This is a genomic window from Pseudomonas sp. GW821-FHT01D09 (genome assembly GCF_059422465.1).
The window spans coordinates 318,818-337,472 of sequence record NZ_JBWKWY010000002.1; the positions used below are offsets into that span (position 1 = coordinate 318,818).

Below are 18,655 nucleotides of genomic sequence, written 5' to 3' on the forward strand. Positions count from 1 at the left end.
CCTTCCTGGTCTGTTCTGACGGCGTGTGAAGCCGTCCAAAAACTTGATAATTACCGGCATCGCACACTATGTAGTGGTCGGTTTCGTGTGTGGGCACACTATATGGTGTGTAGGAAAGTTGGTCAACGCACAAGATGTGCGGTCTTCGGTCGCTGCCCGACGCAAGATCAGCGATAGCGCCTGGGTTTATTGGCCCGCTCGGAATCTCAAAGGGGTGAAAAATCTACTGATCCGCCCAGCCACCCAGGAAGACACCGAAAGTACCTTCCAGGTGCATAAAAATGCCGTCGAAAACCTGTGGTGAGGGAGAGCTGCATTTGGTAACACCTTGATGTTTTTTCCCGGATTTGTCTGTCATGACAGTGTTGGGGCTGGTGCTAGGTTTCTCACTTAGGAGCCCTTCAAATAAAAGGATATTGAGCAAACCCAACCTGTTAGCTGGAGTGATTATGCGCCTGCCGTCCCTGCCCAATACTCTGTCGTTTGTTAGACCCAATGACCCAGCTCAAAACCGCCAGCCAACGTCCCATGAAAAACCCGCACAGGGGCAACTGTCGACGCACAACGATGTGCCAGAGAGGCACCGTGTACGTAGGGATACACCGGCGATGGCGGTTCCTGAAATGGGCAGTGCAGATGATTTTTTTTCAAAAGTAGAAGCTGTCAAACAGGGTCAGGGCCGAGAGGCGTATATGCGAGGGTATAACTCACCGGGGTCAGTGCCTCTGCCTGCTGGTTATTCAGATTCGATGAGTAGTTCCCAGTTTTATAAAATGGCATTAAAGCCAGGTGTGACTGATGAGCAATTAGGCATGCTGAAGCACTTGGCGGAAAGACGCACGATTATGATGACTCAAGACATGGTTTCAAAATTTTCCGAATTAGTATCGGGTAAAGAAACTAAGTTGACGCCCATGCCGCAAAGTTACTATCTCGCTATGATTAACCAATCGAGCGGCGGAGAGTGTGCGGGCCTAACACACCTCCTGTCCCTGGCGGCAAGAGAGGGCAAGGCTGATATTTTTCTGGGCAATATATACCAGGCGCTTGCTTCTTCCGACACGCCTGAATCTAAGGCGTTTTTTGCTGCGATCTCCAGGGCCCAGAAGTACGCCGGGTATGCCGACAAGGCACATGATCCGGCCACTGACAAGCTCGGGTCTTACAAAACGATTGTATCGCAGATCCTCAAAGCCCAAGCCCCAACGACGTTGCTTATCTCGACCGGAGAGCATCGTCTATCGGCAGGGGTGATGGTGGGAGCGGACGGTAAACGGACCTATTACTACGCCGACCCCAATATTGGCTTGGTCAGGTCTTCTTCTGCCAAGGCATTTGAAAGGGCAATGAAGAAAATCTTTACCGATCCCGATCTGAAAAAATTAATTAAGCCACTCAACGGCGATCCGGATAACCCTAAATACAGGTTCAGCGTATTTAACCCAGACCATATCCCTGAGCTTAGACCGACGTCCACCCGGATGCAACTGGCCTATAATGCCCCCTTGGCCGATCTTGATACGATAAAAGTAGTTGATAGTACACGCCTACCTTCCTCGGCTGATTTTAGAAAACACTCAAAGCCCATTGTGGGTATGGAAGCTGCGGTTTATCAAAATGTTCTGGAAAGTGTGGACAACATACATGCCAAAAAAGGCATGGCCCAGTATCACGCTACTTTCGATTCATTGAAAACTGTTCAGGGCTTTATAAAACAGTACCCGGGCTCCCCGTACATTGGCAGCATGCAGGGGCTTGAGCAAAAATTAGTGCGCACCCTCGCCGAAGCAACCCCGCCTCCTGGTTTTCCGTACATCGATAGACAAATGCAGCGCGATCGCCAGTTGTTTGCCCCAAACCAGGCGGGTGCGCCTCTTGCCACGTTGGGTACACCCACGGTCATCAGCAAGACGGGGGAAGTGCAGCGCCTTCAGGCTCTCGATGATAGCCAGCCGCCGATACGTATCGGCACCCTGGATATCAGTCGCGTCGATCTCTACAAAATGGGCATCAATATCCACGGCAAGCCGATAGAAGCCCAGCCGGCAGGTGATCCGAATGGCAAGCTGTTGGCCACTAACCTACAAATTGATTTTGCGCGTTTCAAGGCATGGTCCGGTTCCGGTGATGTGCGGCTCAATGACCAGGCAACCAAGCTGTTCTTTGAAATTGCGATTCATCGTGATCCGTCCGCTGGACCGCTGATCCCCAGTACCGAAGTTTCAAAGATGCCTGACAACTTTGAAAAACAGATGCAGCAAGTGCACAAAGTTTCTGCTCAGATTCAAGAGATGGTTCGCACTAAACAAGCGATGCCTGCGAATTTCTTTGATGCAGGTGGCGTGGACAAGTTTGGAAAAACGCGGGCTGCCGGCTTGGGCTTCCAGGCATTCAGTACATTTCAGGGGCTGCGCAGCGCGATTGAGTCGTTTCAGAAGGGAGACGTGACTCAAGGCAGTATCAGTTTGGGCGCTGTCGCGGCCCAATATGGCGGGGACGCGATTGGGGCGTCGCTCAACAAGTTGGGGCAAAGTGTCATTCAAAAGGCTGCACCTTCGATCATGGGATTTAAAGCGTCGAGTGTCGGGCAACTGATTGGCAAGGTCGGCACGGGGGCGGGCACGGCGATCAGCCTGCCCTTTGATATCTACAGTGCTGTCGATTCGTTTAAAAAAGCCAGTAAAAGCAGCGGTACTGAAGCCCAGGATCACTATGTTGACGGTGCGTTTTCGGTGGCCAACGCTGCAACCTCGGTAACGTTGGGCGCCGCATTCATGATGGGGGCGACCTCGGCAGGGCCGATAGGCTTGGCCGTGGCAGGGACGCTCATGATGAGCCAAATGATTTACCACTCTGTTCGTAGCGTGGAAGAGCTGGATAAGGTCACGCCGCTGACTGGTGAACAAAAGGCCGTCACCGGGGCGAGGGCGTTCCTGGGCCTGGAGCCCGGATTTGATGTGCTCAAGCCTTACCTGCAAACCCAATACACCAACGAAATCGATGAGCAACGCCAAAGTCGCTATAAAGCGTTCCTGAGCGGTGATGGAAAGCACAACTTTGAACGGGTGGTCTACGGTTCGTCGCAGGTTGAGGTCAAGCAAGTGGACGGCAACGTCCCACTGACACCCAGAGTCTGGTTTTCGCCGGTCACCTGGCTGCTGAATCTGATTCCAATATCCGGCAAGGTTCCGTCGGTGACCGTCCGTGATGGCAATGACCAGGTAGGCGTGGATGAAAGCTATGCATCATTGAACGGCAAACCGGTCAAACAGGTTGAAGGCGAGTTGGGTGATGGAAAAGCCACGTTATGGGACCTGGGGGGTGGGGACGATTATGTAAGAGGGGTGGAAAACAAACCCAACGTCTTCCTGCTGGGAGCCGGCAAAAAGGTTGTCAGTGGCGGGCGCGCTGACGATACGGTGGTCATGAATGCCGATGCGCGCCAGACACTGGAGCGGGCGCGTGAGGTCGAGAAGAGCGGAGACAAAACTTTCAGTCCCAGACAAATATCCCTGGAGGGTGGAGAGGGACGCAATACCCTGGTTTTTTCTGGAGAGTTAAGTTCGCCACCCGACGACGCTGGGAAGAAAGAAAGTGCCAGCTACGTAGGGCATGTCATTAATCTAAAAGACTCCACCGTCTCGGTAAAAACCGAAAATTCCAATACCTTGGGGGTGAAAAAAATCGCCAGTGTGCAGAACTTTTCCAATGTAACCACTGTGAAGAACGGCGAAAGTTATGTTCAAGGTGACGACCAGAATAATTTACTGACCCTCAATGGCCGCGAGGACATTGCCCGCACAGGCAAGGGGGCTGATGTCGTCGTTATCAATGGTGGGGCCCGGGTGATCGGTGAAGGCGGTAGCAATACTTACATCATCAACAAGGGGTCAGGCAGCGTTCATATTGACGACCCGGAGGGCAGCTCCGTTCAACTGGACTACACCGACGCCGAAATCTCGGACTGGCAGGTGACCTCCTCCGGGGATCTGAAGCTGACCTTGAACGGTGGCTCACCCGAGCAACGCCGATCTGTCGAGTTTAAAGGGGCTTTTTCCAATGACCCGCAAGATCAAGGCAAGTCACGGCCGGTATTCATCACCAGCGACAGGGTAATGCTGAGCGTCATTGACCCGCGCAAGAATGGCTCATCTACGGGTACGCCACAGATCCAGCGGCTCAAGGTTGGGGAACGCTGACGGGGGCACTGGTCTGTCAGCTTCTCCAGCGATTGGCGCTTGTGCTGTTGCGCACCGCTGAAGCCTGACGACAGGGGTACGCGCAGGCTGTACCCCAACCCCAATACCTGAGCAAAACCATCGGCATTTCTTGATCGCCATCAAGCAGGTTTTACCCCCCGGCTTTCTATCATGGTCCCTGCCAAGCAATGAGGACGCGACCATGTCAGAGACCTTCACCAAGGGCATGGCCAGGAATATCTACTTCGGGGGAAGCGTGTTCTTCTTCCTGATCTTCCTGGCCCTGACCTACCACACCGAACAAACCTTTCCCTCTCGCAGTAATCAGGAGCTACTCACCGAATCCGTAGTGCGCGGCAAGGGCGTCTGGGAGCGCAATAACTGCGTTGGCTGCCACACCTTGCTGGGCGAGGGCGCGTACTTTGCGCCGGAGCTGGGCAATGTGTTCAACCGCCGCGGCGGCGAGGAAGCGTTCAAGCCGTTCCTGCACGCCTGGATGAAGATGCAACCCTTGGGCGTGCCCGGCCGGCGCGCGATGCCGCAATTCAACCTCAGCGACCAGGAGGTGGACGATATGGCCGAGTTCCTCAAATGGAGCTCGAAGATCAACACCAACGGCTGGCCGCCAAACAAGGAGGGCTGAGGGATGCGTACCGTCAATCCATATCTGAAATTCCAATCCCAGGCCGTGGCCAAACCCTACTTTGTATTCGCCCTGATCCTGTTCCTGGGCCAGGTGCTGTTCGGTTTGATCATGGGTCTGCAATACGTGGTCGGCGACTTCCTGTTCCCGCTGATCCCCTTCAACGTGGCGCGGATGGTCCACACCAACCTGCTGATCGTCTGGCTGCTATTCGGATTCATGGGCGCCGCCTACTACCTGGTGCCGGAGGAGGCCGACCGCGAATTGCACAGCCCCAAGCTGGCGATCCTGCTGTTCTGGGTGTTCGCCGTCGCCGGCGTGTTGACCATCCTCGGCTACTTGCTGGTGCCCTATGCGGCCCTGGCCAAGCTGACCCACAACGAGTTGCTGCCAACCATGGGCCGTGAGTTCCTGGAGCAGCCGACCATCACCAAGATGGGCATCGTGGTCGTGTGCCTGGGCTTTCTCTACAACATCGGCATGACCCTGCTCAAGGGCCGCAAGACCACGGTGAGCATGGTGATGATGACCGGGCTGATCGGCCTGGCGGTGTTCTTCCTGTTCTCGTTCTACAACCCCGGCAACCTGGCACGGGACAAGTTCTACTGGTGGTGGGTGGTGCATCTTTGGGTCGAAGGCGTGTGGGAGCTGATCATGGGCTCGATGCTCGCCTTTGTGCTGATCAAGGTCACCGGCGTCGACCGCGAGGTCGTGGAAAAATGGCTGTACGTGATCATCGCCATGGCCCTGATCACCGGGATCATCGGCACCGGCCACCACTTCTTCTGGATCGGTGCGCCCGAGGTGTGGTTGTGGGTCGGCTCGATCTTCTCGGCCCTGGAGCCCCTGCCGTTCCTGGCGATGGTGATGTTTGCCTTCACCATGGTCAAACAGCGCCGGCGCCAGCACCCGAACCGGGCGGCCACGTTGTGGGCCAAGGGCACCACGGTCACCGCGTTCTTCGGCGCCGGGGTCTGGGGCTTCCTCCATACTCTGGCACCGGTCAACTTCTATACCCACGGTACCCAACTGACCGCCGCCCACGGCCACCTGGCGTTCTTCGGCGCCTACGCCATGATCGTCATGACCTTGATCAGCTACGCCATGCCCCGCCTGCGCGGCATCGGTGAAGCGCCGGATGCACGCTCCCAGACCCTGGAGATCTGGGGCTTCTGGATGATGGTCTTGTCGATGGTGATGATCACCCTGTTCCTCACCGCCGCCGGTGCCGTGCAGGTCTGGTTGCAACGCTGGCAGGTGGACGGTGTGGCGCTGCCGTTCATGGCCACCATGGACCACCTGGCCCTGCTGTTCTGGGCACGACTGGCCAGTGGCGTGGTGTTCCTGCTGGGCCTGCTCTGCTACCTGTGGAGCTTCCGGCAGCGGGGCAAGGGCTTGGACTCTGCCGTGCCCGTGACGGCTTGAGCGGTCAACGTTAATCCCCAAGAGGGCGGCCCGGCAGGTACTGCGGGCCGTTTTACGTCTGGAGCACTTCACATGGCCTTTACCCTTGAGTTGGAAGAGTGGGTCGGCAGTGTCTGGCACCGCTTTATCACGCGCCGCGCCAGTGCCGACTTCCCCGAGGCGCGGGTCGATCTGGTCGACCGCCAGCGCAGCCTGGCCCTATTGTTCCGCGCCCTGGGCGGCGCCCACGGGATAGCGGTGGAAGCCGCCAGCGAGCGCGACCTGCTGCTGCGGCGCAATCTGTTGATGCGCATTGCCGGCACCTGTCGCCAGGCACCCCTGGCCTCGTGCGATGGTCATCGCCTGCGCTTGCCGGCCAGCCTGGCGGTGTTTCCCACGGTGGCCCTGAACCTGGAGCTGTACCGCTGGCTGGCGCTGCTGGCCGCGCACGCCGGGCCGATGACCCACTGGGCCCGGGACAACCAGCGCTGGACCTGGCAACTGTTGCAGCGCTACCCGGCCATGCTCCCCAGCTATCAGCGCCTGGTGGAGGCCCACCTGCAATTGCGCCCCGATCCCGCCATCCTCAACCCCGCCGAAGCCGCCGTGGAAAAGGCCTTGCGCCAGGCCCTGCGCGAACCCGGCAGCATCCGCCAGTTACCCCGCAGCGAGCGCGCCGCCTGGCCGTTGCCGCTGTGGCTGTATCCCCCCTTGCACCTGCACAGCCCGCAGGCCGCAGACCAGGACGACGAGGGCGACGACCTGGCAACCCGCCCCGGCGAACAACAGGGCGCGCCCAAGCAGGCCAACCGGGTCGACGACAATAGCCGCGACGGCGGCCTGTTGGTGGTGCGCCTGGAAAACCTGTTCAGTTGGACCGAGCATGTCGATCTGGACCGTTGGGCCGATGACTCCGAAGACGAAGAGGCCGCGCGGGTCGCCGAAGACCTCGACCAGTTGAGCCTGTCGCGCCAGCGCGTGCGCAAGAGCGGCGGGCTCAAGTTGCACCTGGATCTGCCCCCGGCCGACGTCGACGATATCCCCCTGGGCGACGGCATCAAGCTGCCCGAATGGGACTACCGCCAGCAATGCCTGCAAGCCAACTTCGTCAACCTGCAACTGATGCAACCCCGCCACAGCGCGCCCCAGCCGCTGCCGGCGCGCCTGCGGCCCCAGGCTGCGCGGTTACGTCGCCAGTTCCAGCAACTGCGCACCGACCGCCAATGGCTACGCCAACAACCCCAGGGCGCGGAACTGGACCTGCAGGCATGGCTGGATTTTCATGTCGAGCGCCAACACGGCGCATGCGCCGAGCGCGGCCTGTTCAAGGAGCAGCGCCGCACCCGGCGTGACTTGGCCTGTTTGCTGCTGGCCGATTTGTCGATGTCCACCGACGCCCATTTGAACGATACGCAAAAGGTCATCGACGTGATCCGCGACAGCCTGTTGCTGTTTGGCGAGAGCCTGGCGGGCCTGGGCGATGCGTTTGCCTTGTATGGTTTTTCGTCCCTGCGTCGCCAGCAGGTGCGCCTGCAACAGCTCAAGTCATTCCAGCAACCCTACGACGACCACACCCGTGGCTGCATCCAGGGCCTGAAACCGGGTTACTACACACGCATGGGCGCCGCTATCCGCCAGGCCACCCAGACCCTGGGCGCCTGTAAACAACGGCGCAAACTGCTGTTGATTGTGACCGATGGCAAGCCCAACGATCTGGACTTGTATGAGGGGCGCTATGGCGTGGAGGACACCCGCCAGGCCGTGCTAGAAGCGCGGCGCCAGGGCCTGGTGCCGTTCTGCATCACCATCGACAAACAGGCTGCGGACTACCTGCCGTACATGTTCGGCGCCCACGGCTACACCCTGATCCGCCAGCCGGAGCAACTGCCGCTACGCTTGCCGCAGCTGTACCGGCAGTTGACCGACGATCAGTAGAAGTCCCGGGGCAGCCAGAAGAACATCGTGATGCAGAACACGGCCAGCCCCAGGCAGAACCATTGGAAGCGCTTGAGCCGCCGCGCCTCAAGGCTGGCGGTGGAAGCGGGCAGGGGCATGGCGCAGCGTTCGCAGGCGGCGTGCGTCGGCGGGTTGGCATGCTGGCAGTACAGGCAGACCCGCGTTGCGTTCATTCAAATTGCTCCAGGCGCAGGCGGTCGAGAATGGCGATCTGGCGACCGTCCTGGGTGATGATTTTTTCATCGATCAGCCGGCGGATGATCCGCGAGAACGTCTCCGGCTGGATCGACAGGTGCCCGGCGATCAACTGTTTGGCCATGGGCAGCTCGAACGAACTGTCGGCACTGTGCAGGCGCACCTGTTGCGTCAGCAGGTAGCGCACCACGCGGTGGGTGGCGTTTTTCAGGGACAGGGTCTCGATCTCGTTGACCCGCTGGTGCAGGCGCACACACAGCTTGCCCAGCAGGGCGAAGGTCAGGCGGCTGTTGCTATGGAGCAGGCGCATATACGTGGCGTTGGACAGGCGATACAACTGCGTGGGGCCCACCGCCTCGGCGCAGGCCACGTAGTTGGGGGTGTCCATCAGCATCATCGCCTCGGCAAAGGTCTGCCGCTCGCCGATCACTTCAAAGACCTTTTCCTGACCGTCTGGGCTCAGGCGGTAGATCTTCACCGCGCCGGCAATCACAAAGTAAAAGCCATCGGCCGGCTCGCCCTGGCGGAACAGCGGCTCGCCCTTGTCGACACTCAGCAACTGACTGCTGGCCATCAACTCATTCATCTGCTCTTCGTTGAGCGGCTCGAACAGGTGATGGCTGCGCAGGATCTGATGATGCACGCGGTGCAAAACCCGGGGCGCATCCTTGGAGCAGGCCAGGGACGGGATCATACAAGCCACAACGACAGGCCACTGGCCGCTGCCATCATTGAACCGAGGATCACGAACCAGGCCAGGGGCTGGATAACTTTTTTCATGGTGACTCCGTGGGGGCAGTAATAAGGGATAACCGGCTAGAGCAAGAGCTGGGCCAAGGCGCGGGCCTTGTAAAACCTGGGCTGTAGCGCCTGCTTGGTCAAAACGACCCTGTCTTTAAGGGTTCTTTTAACCCTCTAATGGTTATTTAAACCCTCATAAGCAACGCCAATTCCCTGTGGGAGCTGGCTTGCCTGCGATGGCATCGCTGCGGTTTAACCGCTAGACCGAGGTGCCCGCATCGCAGGCAAGCCAGCTCCCACCGGGGAGTTCGGCCCGGCCCTTGCAACGCTATTTCTGCGACGGCCCCCAGGATATTGCGCCGCCCAGAAGCCCTGCTTGATCTGCGACAAGGGCCGGACGCGGGCAATCCCGGATGATCGGGCCGGCAATGACTTGAGGAGTGGTGGTATGCAAGTGCTGGATCGACGCAAGGCTATGTCGATTACCCCGTTGTTTCGCCTGGCTTTCCGGCCATTTTTCCTCGGTGGCTGCCTGTTGGCGCTGCTGGCGATTCCCCTGTGGCTGCTGGCCCTGGCCGGCGATGCGGGCTGGCAGCCGGCGGGTGGCTGGCTGGCGTGGCATCGCCATGAGCTGCTGTTCGGTTTTGCCCTGGCAATCATCGGCGGGTTCCTGCTGACGGCGGTGCAGACCTGGACCGGCCGCCCCGGCATCAGCGGGATGCCCCTGGCGCTGCTGGCCGGGGTATGGCTGGGCGCACGCCTGGCCTGGCTGGGCAATCTGCCATGGCCGCTGCTGGCCGTGCTGGAGCTGAGCTTTCCCCTGGCGGTCGCCGGGCTGATGGGCTGGACCCTGTGGAAAGTGCGGCAACAACGCAACTACCCGATTGTGCTGGTCCTGCTGCTGTTGACCCTGGCCGATGGCCTGTCCCTGTATGGCTTGCTGCGCGCTGATGAAGGCTGGCAGCGCCAGGCGGTGTTGACCGGGTTGTGGCTGGTGGCGGCGATGATGGGGTTGATCGGTGGCCGGGTGATTCCGTTTTTCACCCAGCGTGGCCTGGGGCGCACCGAGGCGGTGAAGCCCTGGCCGTGGCTGGATCACCTGTTGCTGGGCGGCTCGGCAGGGGTGGCGCTGTTGTACGCCAGCGGCCTGGCATTAACCGCCAGCCTGTGGGTGGGCCTGCTGTTTGGCTTGCTGGGGCTCGGTCATCTGCTGCGCCTGGTACGTTGGCACGACCGTGGCCTGTGGCGCGTGCCACTGCTGTGGTCGCTGCACCTGGCCTATGCCTGGCTGGCCGTGGCCTGCCTGGGCATGGCGTTATGGCATTTCGGCGCGCCGCTGAACCCGAGCCTGGCGGTGCATGCGCTGACGGTGGGGGCGATGGGCGGGTTGATCCTGGCGATGATCGCCCGGGTCAGCCTCGGCCACACCGGCCGGCCGCTGACGCCACCCAAGGGCATGACCCTGGCTTTTGCGCTGTTGAACCTGGCCTGCCTGAGCCGGGTGCTGCTGGTGCTGGTCTGGCCGTATGCCGCGCTGTGGCTGGCGGGCCTGTGCTGGACCCTGGGCTTGGGCCTGTATCTATGGCGCTATGCCCCAATGCTGTGGCGCGCGCGGGTTGACGGCCATCCGGGCTAGGAGAACGGCAATGCTCTATTCGTGGTTATTGATTGTGCATCTATTGGCGGCTATCGCCTTTATCGGCACGCTGTTCTTCGAGGTTTTTATCTGGCACCGCGCCCGCGAAGAACTGGCCTGGTCGGCGCAGTTCACCAGCGAGCAAGCCATTTCCCGGCGTTCGCGGCAGGTGCTGCATGGCGTGGTGCTGCTGTTGTATGGCGCGGGCATCGGCCTGGCCTGGCATTACCGCGGCGTGCTGGGCGCGCCCTGGGCCAGTCATTTTTCCGCGCTGTTGAGCCTGAAGATCGTGTTGGCGCTGAGCATCATCGGGCATTACCTGTTGCTGGCGTACTGGCTGACGCAAAAGCGCCTGAGCCCGCTGCGGGCAGTGTGGATCCGTCGCAGCATCCTTGGGCATATGGTGCTGATCGTGATCCTGGCCAAGCTGATGCTGCGCTGACCCCCTGTGGAGCGAGCAAGCTCGCTCCTTGGGAGGGTTAGGCTGTTAGCGCACGTACAAACAACACGTCGTTTTCCAGATGAATATGCTCCAGCAAGTCCCCATGAAACACTTCCAGCCCTTGATACAGGGCGCGCCAGGTATTGCACGCGTCGCTGGGCGGCTGGATGCGGTTGGTCAGTGCCAGCAATTGCGCCAGGGCCTGATTATGTTGCTCGTGTTCAAAGCGCATGACCTGGATCGGCGGCGCGGCCTGGGGCCCCATGCCCATTTGCAGCATCGGGAACAGCACCTGTTCCTCCTTGAGCATATGGCCCTCCAGTTCCTGTTCGATATCCCGCAGCAGGTCGGCCAGGCCATTGGGGCAGGCCAGGTGATGACCGTGGACCTGCTCCACACGGCTGGCCAGGCGGATCAGTTCCGGCAGTTGCTCGCGGTGGCGAGCGTGGTAGCGCTCCAGCAAATGTTCGATCAGTTGCGCCTGGGGCAGGCTGTCCGGGGCGATGGCGTTCATCGGGTTTCCTCATCAAGTGAACAGATAAGCCGGTGATTGTATGCCTTGTGCCATTGCCAACTTATTGAAAAATATAGATTAATTTTTTGTAGTGGTCAGGATCACCCTGATGCTGCACGGTAGAACCGACCATCCAAGGGTAGTAATGACCATGTTGCGTGAAAGTCTGTCGGCCGATCTGATTGTCGAATTGCCCAACGCGGTGCGCCTGCAACGCCTGGTGCAGACCCTGCGCGAATATTTCCATAGCGGCGCCGTGGGCCTGTTGCGCCTGGACGGCGACGACAGCCTGCGCCCGGTGGCCACGGTGGGGCTGGTGCATGAGGCCCTTGGCCGGCGTTTTGTGATTGCCCAGCACCCGCGGCTGGCGGCGATCATGGCCTCCCGCGAGCCGACCTGGTTCGAGCCCGACAGCCGCCTGCCGGACCCGTATGACGGGTTACTCGATACCCAGGTCGGCGAACCGCTGCCGGTGCATGACTGCATGGGCGTGAGCCTGTTCGTCGAAGGCCGGCCCTGGGGCGCGATTACCCTGGATGCCCTGCATGCCGGGACCTTCGATGCCAATGCCCGCGAGCAACTCAAGCGCTGCACCTTGCAGATCGAAGCCGCGGTGCGGGTCACGCGGCTGGAGCAGGAAAACCGCAGCCTGCGCCTGTCGCGCAGCGAGCCGGTGGCGGGCTCGCCCAGCGTCGAAGACGGCGAAATCCTCGGCCAGAGCCCGGTGCTGCATCAACTGCTCAACGAACTGGATGTACTCGCCGGCTCAGATCTGCCGGTGCTGCTGCTTGGCGAAACCGGGGTGGGCAAGGAGCTGTTCGCCCGCCGCCTGCATCGCCTGTCGCGGCGCAGTAAAAAGCCGCTGGTGCAGGTCAACTGCGCGGCGCTGCCGGAGTCGTTGGCCGAGAGCGAGTTGTTCGGGCATGTCAAAGGCGCGTTTTCCGGCGCCACCAGCGACCGCGCCGGGCGTTTTGATGCGGCCAACGGCGGCACGTTGTTTCTCGATGAAGTGGGCGAGCTGCCGCTGAGTGTGCAGGCCAAACTGCTGCGTACCTTGCAGAACGGTGAGATCCAGCGCCTGGGCGCCGACAAGCCGTTGCATGTGGATGTACGGATCATCGCCGCGACCAACCGCCATCTGCCCGAGAGCATTCGCCAAGGGCTGTTTCGCGCCGACCTGTACCACCGGCTGTCGGTGTACCCGGTGCCGATCCCGGCCTTGCGCGAGCGCGGCCACGATGTGCTGCTGCTGGCCGGGCACTTCCTGGAGCTCAACCGCGCGCGCCTGGGCCTGCGCGGCTTGCGCCTGTCACCGGCGGCGGAGCAGGCCCTGCTTGGTTATGCCTGGCCGGGCAATGTGCGCGAGCTGGAACACGTGATCAGCCGCGCTGCCCTCAAGCAGTTGAGCCGTGGCGGCAATCGCAACCAGATCATGACCCTGGAAGCCGAGCTGCTGGATCTCGACAGCGCCACCTTGGCCCAGGCCCCTGTGCCTGAAGTGCCGGCGCCGGCGTTCCAGAGCTTGAGCGATGCGGTGGATGACTGCCAGCGCCAGAAGGTGCGCCAGGCGTTGAGCCTGTCCGGCGATAACTGGGCCGGTGCTGCGCGCATGCTCGGCCTGGACTCCAGCAACCTGCACAAGCTCGCACGGCGCCTGGGGCTCAAGTAACGGCCTGCGACGCCATGCCGCGGCGCGCAGTTGATCGTGATCAAGGTGCGCAGGCCGTCGGCTGATCAGACTGTGGCGAACTGACCGGAGGTTCGCCCCATGCCCCTTTCCCTGGCGCAGATGCGCCGCAACTACACCCTGTACGGTTTGCGCGATGACCTGGTACAGGACGATCCCCTCGTGTTGTTCGGCCAGTGGCTGGAGCAGGCGCGCAAGACCGAAGTGGCGCCGGTGGAGGCCAACAGCATGGCCCTGGCCACGGTCGATGCCCAGGGCCGCGCCCATTGTCGGATCCTCTTGCTCAAGGGCTTTGGCGCCGAGGGCTTTACCTTCTTCGGCCACTACCAGAGTGCCAAGGGCCAGGAGCTGGCGAGCAATCCCAGCGCCGCCATGACCTTTTTCTGGCCGGGCCTGGAACGCCAGGTGCGCATCGAAGGCACGGTCGTGCGCCTGGCGCCGCAGCTGTCCGACGAGTACTTCAATTCACGCCCCCTGGCCAGCCAGGTGGGGGCCTGGGCCTCATTGCAAAGCCAGCCCCTGGCCCATCGCGCCGAGCTGGAAGGGCGCCTGCGCGAGGTCACCCAGCGCTTTGCCGGGCAACCACCGCCGCGCCCGGCAGAGTGGGGCGGCTATTGCCTGCAACCCGAGCGCGTGGAGTTCTGGCAAGGCCGCCCCGACCGCCTGCACGACCGCCTCGATTACCGGCGGCACGACGGCACCTGGCAGCGCTGCCGCCTGGCGCCCTGAAGCCGCCTAGAGGTACCTCCTCGGAGGAATAGGCCCGCCGGCCTTTGCGGTGCAGGCTGGGGCCATTGCTCATTTATCCCGGGATTTTCACCATGGCACACCTGACTCAACGCAATTTTGTCTCCCTGAATATCGCCGTACTGACTATCAGCGATACGCGCAATTTTGACAGCGACACCTCCGGGCAAACCCTGTGCGAGCGCGTGCAAGGGGCCGGGCACGCATTGATCGACCGGGCCCTGGTGGTGGACGACATTTACCTGATCCGCGCACGCATTTCGCAGTGGATCGCCGACCCCCAGGTGCAGGTGATCCTCACCACCGGCGGCACCGGCTTCACCGCGCGCGACAATACCCCGCAAGCAGTGCTGCCCTTGCTGGACAAACATGTCGAAGGCTTTGGCGAGCTGTTTCGCCAGGTGTCCCTGCAAGAGATCGGCATGTCGACCCTGCAATCGCGGGCCCTGGCCGGCATGAGCAACGGCGTGCTGGTGTGCTGCATGCCCGGTTCGCCCGGCGCCTGCCGCACCGGCTGGGACCAGATCCTCCTGGGGCAACTGGACAGCCGCACCGGGCCGTGCAATTTCGCCCCGCACCTCAAGCCCCAGGCCGTGCAAGCGCTACAGCCCTGTGAGGCACGGCCATGAGCACATCGGTGTGTGAAAGCGGCGAACTGATCCCGGTGGATGAGGCCATCGAACGCCTGTTGGCCCAGGCACCGCCACCCCCGTCCACCCAACAGGTGAAAACCGCCCAGGCCCTGGGCCGGGTGTTGGCCAGCGATATCTTTTCCCCGGTAAACCTGCCGGCCTGGGACAACAGCGCCATGGACGGCTACGCCCTGCGCGCCGCCGACCTGCCGGCCGAGGGCGGTTACCTGCGCCTGGCCGGGCGCATCGCCGCTGGCGAGGATGCGGCCACGGCGCTGGGCAGCGGGCAGACCATGCGCATTTTTACCGGTGCGCCCTTGCCGGCCGGGGCCGACACCGTGGTGCCCCAGGAGCGTTGCCGGGTCTACGGCCAACGTATCTGGTGCCCGCCGATGCGCACCGGCGAGCATGTGCGCAAGCAAGGTGAAGAGGTGACCCAGGGCGCTCTGTTACTGCCGGCTGGCAAACGCCTGCGCGCCCAGGAGCTTGGCCTGCTGGCGGCCGCCGGGCTGGCCCAGGTCAAGGTCTATCGACCGTTGCGGGTGTGCCTGTTGAGCAGTGGCGATGAACTGCGCGAGCCGGGCGATCACCTGGCGCCGGGGCAGATCTACAACAGCAATCGCCATTGCCTGGCCGCACTGCTGCAAGGCTGGGGCGTGGAGGTGCATGACTATGGGGTGATGGCCGACGAACTGGCCGTCAGCCGCGATGCGTTGACCCTGGCGTCCTCGGAGTGCGACCTGCTGCTGACCTCCGGCGGGGTGTCGGTGGGCGAGGAAGATCACCTTAAGCAGGCGATCAAGGAACTGGGCCACGTTGATTTCTGGCGCCTGGCGATTCAGCCGGGCAAACCCCTGGCGTTTGGCGATGTCGCCGGCAAGCCGTGGATCGGCTTGCCCGGCAACCCTTCGGCGGCGCTGATTACCGCGTTGGTGGTGGTGCGGCCGTTTCTGTTGCGTGCCCAGGGTGTGACTGAGGTCACGTCGGTGCCGATGCTACTGCCGGCCGACTTTGCCTGGACCCAGCGCAACCGTCGTCGCCAATACCTGCGCGCCCGCTTGACTCCGGGCATCGATGGCCAAGCGCGGGTCTGCCTGCACCCACGGCAAAGCTCGGCGATGTTGAGCGCCGCCTGCTGGGCCGATGGCCTGGCGATTGTGGAGCGTGAACAGGTGGTGGAGAAGGGCGGCCTGGTGCGGTTCGTGTCTTTTGCCGAACTGATGCAATAACTGCCGGTGGTGACCAATGTGGGAGCGGGCTTGCCCGCGATAGCGGTGTGTCAATCACCATAAATGTCGACTGGTAGGCCGCCATCGCGGGCAAGCCCGCTCCCACACAAGCCTGCTGCTATGCAAGTGCGATAACTTTTCTGATGAGGATCAACCATGCAACTGGTCTGCCCGGCAGGCAATCTGCCTGCGCTTAAAGCCGCCGTGCGCCAAGGTGCCGATGCGGTGTATGTGGGGTTTCGCGATGACACCAACGCCCGGCATTTTGCCGGGCTGAACATGGACGACAAGCAGTTCGACGGCGCCGTCGCCCATATCCGCCAGCACCAGCGCAAGCTGTATGTGGCGGTCAATACCTACCCGCAGCCCAAGGGCTGGGAGCGCTGGCAACGGGCGGTGGACCGCGCTGCCGACCATGGCGTGGATGCGCTGATCGCCGGCGATCCGGGGGTGCTGCAATACGCCAGTCACCGCCATCCGCAAATGGCCTTGCACCTCTCGGTACAGGGCTCTGCGACCCATGCGGCGGCCTTGCAGTTCTATGCCGAGCGCTACGGTATCCGCCGTGCGGTGCTGCCTCGGGTGCTGTCCCTGGCCCAGGTCAAGCAGGTGGCTGCCAGCAGTTCGGTGCCGATCGAGGTCTTCGGTTTCGGCAGCCTGTGCATCATGGCCGAGGGCCGTTGCCACCTGTCTTCGTACATTACCGGCGAATCGCCGAACCTGTGCGGCGTGTGCTCGCCAGCCAAGGCGGTGCGCTGGAGCGAAGACGCCGACGGCCTGAGTGCGCGTCTGAGCGAAGTGCTGATCGACCGCTACACCCCGGACGAACCGGCGGGCTACCCGACCCTGTGCAAGGGCCGTTTCATGGTCGATGGCAAGCGCTTCCATGCCCTCGAAGAACCCACCAGCCTCGACACCCTGGACCTGATCCCCGAGTTGATCGCCATGGGCGTCGAAGCGGTAAAAATCGAAGGCCGCCAGCGCAGCCCGGCGTATGTCGAGCAAGTCACCGGGGTCTGGCGCGCCGCGCTGGATGCCCACCGCAGCGCGCCACAGCGTTTTGTGGTCAAGGACCAGTGGCGCAGCGTGCTGGCCGGTCTATCCGAAGGCAGCCAGACCACCCTGGGCGCCTACCATCGTTCGTGGCAATGAGGAACCGCACATGAAACTCAGCCTGGGACCGGTGCTGTTTTATTGGGATAAGCAACAACTGGGGCAGTTCTACAGCGAGATGGCCAGCCTGCCGCTGGATGTGATCTACCTGGGGGAAACCGTGTGCTCCAAGCGCCGCGCGTTCAACCTCGACCAGTGGTTGGGCCTGGGCCGCGAATTGCAGTCGGCAGGTCAGGCGCAAATCGTGCTGTCGAGCCTGACCCTGATCGAGGCCGCGTCGGAGCTGTCGAGCCTGCGCCGCCTGTGTGACAACGGCGAGGTGCTGGTGGAAGCCAATGATATGGGCGCCGTGCAACTGCTTGCCGAGCGCAAGTTGCCCTTTGTCGGCGGCCCGGCCTTGAACCTGTATAACGGCCACGCCCTCGTGCAGTTGCTGGGTGCGGGGATGATGCGCTGGGTGCCGCCGGTGGAATGCTCGGCCACGCTGATTGACGATGTGCTGGAGCAGGTGCAGGAACTGGGCCGGCCGTTGCCGCAAGTGGAAGTGTTCGCCTATGGGCATCTGCCCCTGGCCTATTCGGCCCGCTGCTTTACGGCGCGGGCGCAAAACCGGCCCAAGGATGACTGTCAGTTCTGCTGTCTCAACTACCCCGATGGCATGGCCTTGACCAGCCAGGAAGGGCAGGCGCTGTTCACGTTAAATGGCATCCAGACCCTGTCGGCGGATGTCACCAACCTGCTGGCCGACTACCCGGGATTGGTCAGTTGCGGCGCTGACTTGTTGCGCCTGAGCCCACGGGCGCAAGGCATGGTGGGCATCGTCGAAGCCTTTGACCGGGTGCGCCAGGGCGCCACGCCGCCGGTGTTTGTCGAAGGCTGCAATGGCTACTGGCATGGCCAGGCCGGGATGTTGCGGGTCGAGGAGGTGGGGCTGTGCTGAATCGCAAGCAATGGCTGCTCAAGGGCGCCGACCGCTTACTGCCGCTGATGCGCAAGGTGCCCTTTGTGGTGCAACACCTGGCCTTGCAACAGGCGCTGAATCGCTGCTTGGCCGAGCCCTTGCGCGATGGCGGCTTTGAACTGCTGCGCGGGCGCTGGATGTGCCTGCGCATTCCCGACCTGGGCTTGCGCTGGTACCTGACCCTGGGCCGCGAAGGACTACGCATTGCCGAGCGGGCCGAGGCCCAGGTGACCATCAGCGGTAACTGGCGCGAGTTCCTGTTATTGGCCAGCCGCCAGGAAGACCCGGACACCTTGTTCTTCCGTCGGCGGCTGGTGATCGAGGGGGATACGGAGTTGGGGTTGGGCCTGAAGAACCTGATCGACAGCCTCGACCCGGACGTGTTGCCGCCCTGGTTGTGGCGCAATCTGGAACGGGCCGGCAAAGGCCTGGCGGCCTGAGAGAGCGCTGGCGCAGATGCACCCTGTGGGAGCGGGCTTGCCCTAATGCCAGTCAGTTAAGCCCTCCCGCTTTCTTTTTGGGGTATTTGACCGGCCTGGGCTTGACCACCCTGGGG

At 61.9% G+C, this 18,655-nt stretch carries 15 protein-coding genes and 1 pseudogene; 13 read left to right on the top strand and 3 right to left on the bottom strand.

Annotated features, from left to right (window positions below; genetic code table 11):
- Positions 1-449: 449 nt before the first annotated feature.
- The 4 genes from AC07W7_RS04360 (at position 450) to AC07W7_RS04375 (ending at position 8,181) form a co-directional block, all read left to right on the top strand.
- Positions 450-4,199 carry an Mcf1 protease effector domain-containing protein gene (locus AC07W7_RS04360; protein ID WP_495038814.1) on the top strand — a complete coding sequence of 1,250 codons (3,750 nt, stop codon included), beginning with the start codon at positions 450-452 and terminating at the stop codon, positions 4,197-4,199.
- A 202-nt stretch (positions 4,200-4,401) separates the two neighbouring features.
- Positions 4,402-4,842: a c-type cytochrome gene (locus tag AC07W7_RS04365; RefSeq protein WP_029294425.1), complete on the top strand. Its 441-nt coding sequence runs from the start codon at positions 4,402-4,404 to the stop codon at positions 4,840-4,842.
- Positions 4,843-4,845: 3 nt separating this feature from the next.
- The gene (locus tag AC07W7_RS04370) at positions 4,846-6,267 is read left to right on the top strand and encodes a cbb3-type cytochrome c oxidase subunit I (protein WP_169901686.1); all 1,422 of its coding nucleotides are present in this window, start codon (positions 4,846-4,848) and stop codon (positions 6,265-6,267) included.
- Between the two features lie 72 nt (positions 6,268-6,339).
- Positions 6,340-8,181 (top strand): nitric oxide reductase activation protein NorD, encoded by a 1,842-nt coding sequence (locus tag AC07W7_RS04375; RefSeq protein ID WP_495038815.1) that lies wholly within the window; start codon positions 6,340-6,342, stop codon positions 8,179-8,181.
- Here the strand turns inward: AC07W7_RS04375 and AC07W7_RS04380 are convergent.
- Together AC07W7_RS04380 and AC07W7_RS04385 are read right to left on the bottom strand one after the other, a co-directional pair.
- Positions 8,175-8,375, bottom strand: coding sequence for a protein DnrP (locus tag AC07W7_RS04380; protein WP_076960728.1), 201 nt, complete (start codon positions 8,373-8,375; stop codon positions 8,175-8,177). The genes AC07W7_RS04375 and AC07W7_RS04380 overlap by 7 nt on opposite strands.
- Entirely contained in the window at positions 8,372-9,091 is a 720-nt protein-coding gene (locus AC07W7_RS04385; RefSeq protein WP_495038816.1) for a Crp/Fnr family transcriptional regulator, read from the bottom strand. The genes AC07W7_RS04380 and AC07W7_RS04385 overlap by 4 nt, the downstream gene beginning before the upstream one ends.
- A 495-nt stretch (positions 9,092-9,586) precedes the next feature.
- Here AC07W7_RS04385 and AC07W7_RS04390 point away from each other — a divergent pair, with 495 nt between their 5' ends.
- Entirely contained in the window at positions 9,587-10,774 is a 1,188-nt protein-coding gene (locus AC07W7_RS04390; protein WP_495038817.1) for an NnrS family protein, read from the top strand.
- 10 nt (positions 10,775-10,784) lie between these two features.
- The gene (locus AC07W7_RS04395) at positions 10,785-11,216 is read left to right on the top strand and encodes a hypothetical protein (RefSeq protein WP_495038818.1); all 432 of its coding nucleotides are present in this window, start codon (positions 10,785-10,787) and stop codon (positions 11,214-11,216) included.
- Positions 11,217-11,253: 37 nt separating this feature from the next.
- Here AC07W7_RS04395 and AC07W7_RS04400 read toward each other — a convergent pair.
- Positions 11,254-11,703: pseudogene (locus AC07W7_RS04400) on the bottom strand (hemerythrin domain-containing protein); the annotation flags it as partial.
- 178 nt (positions 11,704-11,881) lie between these two features.
- On the opposite strand from AC07W7_RS04400, the gene norR reads away from it, so the two are divergent.
- The 7 genes from norR (at position 11,882) to ubiT (ending at position 18,539) form a co-directional block, all read left to right on the top strand.
- On the top strand, positions 11,882-13,399 hold the full coding sequence (gene norR / locus AC07W7_RS04405) for a nitric oxide reductase transcriptional regulator NorR (protein WP_495038819.1): 1,518 nt from the start codon (positions 11,882-11,884) through the stop codon (positions 13,397-13,399).
- Positions 13,400-13,498: 99 nt separating this feature from the next.
- Positions 13,499-14,146: a pyridoxamine 5'-phosphate oxidase gene (gene pdxH / locus AC07W7_RS04410; protein ID WP_076960734.1), complete on the top strand. Its 648-nt coding sequence runs from the start codon at positions 13,499-13,501 to the stop codon at positions 14,144-14,146.
- Between the two features lie 92 nt (positions 14,147-14,238).
- The gene (gene moaB, locus AC07W7_RS04415) at positions 14,239-14,793 is read left to right on the top strand and encodes a molybdenum cofactor biosynthesis protein B (RefSeq protein ID WP_495038820.1); all 555 of its coding nucleotides are present in this window, start codon (positions 14,239-14,241) and stop codon (positions 14,791-14,793) included.
- Positions 14,790-16,025 carry a molybdopterin molybdotransferase MoeA gene (locus AC07W7_RS04420; protein WP_495038821.1) on the top strand — a complete coding sequence of 412 codons (1,236 nt, stop codon included), beginning with the start codon at positions 14,790-14,792 and terminating at the stop codon, positions 16,023-16,025. The genes moaB and AC07W7_RS04420 overlap by 4 nt, the downstream gene beginning before the upstream one ends.
- Positions 16,026-16,181: 156 nt before the next feature.
- Entirely contained in the window at positions 16,182-17,177 is a 996-nt protein-coding gene (ubiU, locus tag AC07W7_RS04425) for a ubiquinone anaerobic biosynthesis protein UbiU (RefSeq protein ID WP_099168423.1), read from the top strand.
- A 10-nt stretch (positions 17,178-17,187) separates the two neighbouring features.
- Positions 17,188-18,078, top strand: coding sequence for a U32 family peptidase (locus tag AC07W7_RS04430; RefSeq protein WP_495038822.1), 891 nt, complete (start codon positions 17,188-17,190; stop codon positions 18,076-18,078).
- Positions 18,072-18,539: a ubiquinone anaerobic biosynthesis accessory factor UbiT gene (ubiT, locus tag AC07W7_RS04435; protein WP_495038823.1), complete on the top strand. Its 468-nt coding sequence runs from the start codon at positions 18,072-18,074 to the stop codon at positions 18,537-18,539. The genes AC07W7_RS04430 and ubiT overlap by 7 nt, the downstream gene beginning before the upstream one ends.
- Positions 18,540-18,655: the final 116 nt, after the last annotated feature.

What these genes read in the sequence shown, in the direction of transcription:
- pdxH (WP_076960734.1), top strand. Translation starts at nt 13,499, where the DNA reads ATGCCCCTTTCCCTGGCGCAGATGCGCCGCAACTACACCCTGTACGGT.
- AC07W7_RS04375 (WP_495038815.1), top strand. Translation starts at nt 6,340, where the DNA reads ATGGCCTTTACCCTTGAGTTGGAAGAGTGGGTCGGCAGTGTCTGGCAC.
- AC07W7_RS04385 (WP_495038816.1), bottom strand. Translation starts at nt 9,091, where the DNA reads ATGATCCCGTCCCTGGCCTGCTCCAAGGATGCGCCCCGGGTTTTGCAC.
- AC07W7_RS04380 (WP_076960728.1), bottom strand. Translation starts at nt 8,375, where the DNA reads ATGAACGCAACGCGGGTCTGCCTGTACTGCCAGCATGCCAACCCGCCG.
- AC07W7_RS04370 (WP_169901686.1), top strand. Translation starts at nt 4,846, where the DNA reads ATGCGTACCGTCAATCCATATCTGAAATTCCAATCCCAGGCCGTGGCC.
- AC07W7_RS04395 (WP_495038818.1), top strand. Translation starts at nt 10,785, where the DNA reads ATGCTCTATTCGTGGTTATTGATTGTGCATCTATTGGCGGCTATCGCC.
- moaB (WP_495038820.1), top strand. Translation starts at nt 14,239, where the DNA reads ATGGCACACCTGACTCAACGCAATTTTGTCTCCCTGAATATCGCCGTA.
- AC07W7_RS04420 (WP_495038821.1), top strand. Translation starts at nt 14,790, where the DNA reads ATGAGCACATCGGTGTGTGAAAGCGGCGAACTGATCCCGGTGGATGAG.
- AC07W7_RS04390 (WP_495038817.1), top strand. Translation starts at nt 9,587, where the DNA reads ATGCAAGTGCTGGATCGACGCAAGGCTATGTCGATTACCCCGTTGTTT.
- ubiU (WP_099168423.1), top strand. Translation starts at nt 16,182, where the DNA reads ATGCAACTGGTCTGCCCGGCAGGCAATCTGCCTGCGCTTAAAGCCGCC.
- norR (WP_495038819.1), top strand. Translation starts at nt 11,882, where the DNA reads ATGTTGCGTGAAAGTCTGTCGGCCGATCTGATTGTCGAATTGCCCAAC.
- AC07W7_RS04430 (WP_495038822.1), top strand. Translation starts at nt 17,188, where the DNA reads ATGAAACTCAGCCTGGGACCGGTGCTGTTTTATTGGGATAAGCAACAA.
- AC07W7_RS04360 (WP_495038814.1), top strand. Translation starts at nt 450, where the DNA reads ATGCGCCTGCCGTCCCTGCCCAATACTCTGTCGTTTGTTAGACCCAAT.
- AC07W7_RS04365 (WP_029294425.1), top strand. Translation starts at nt 4,402, where the DNA reads ATGTCAGAGACCTTCACCAAGGGCATGGCCAGGAATATCTACTTCGGG.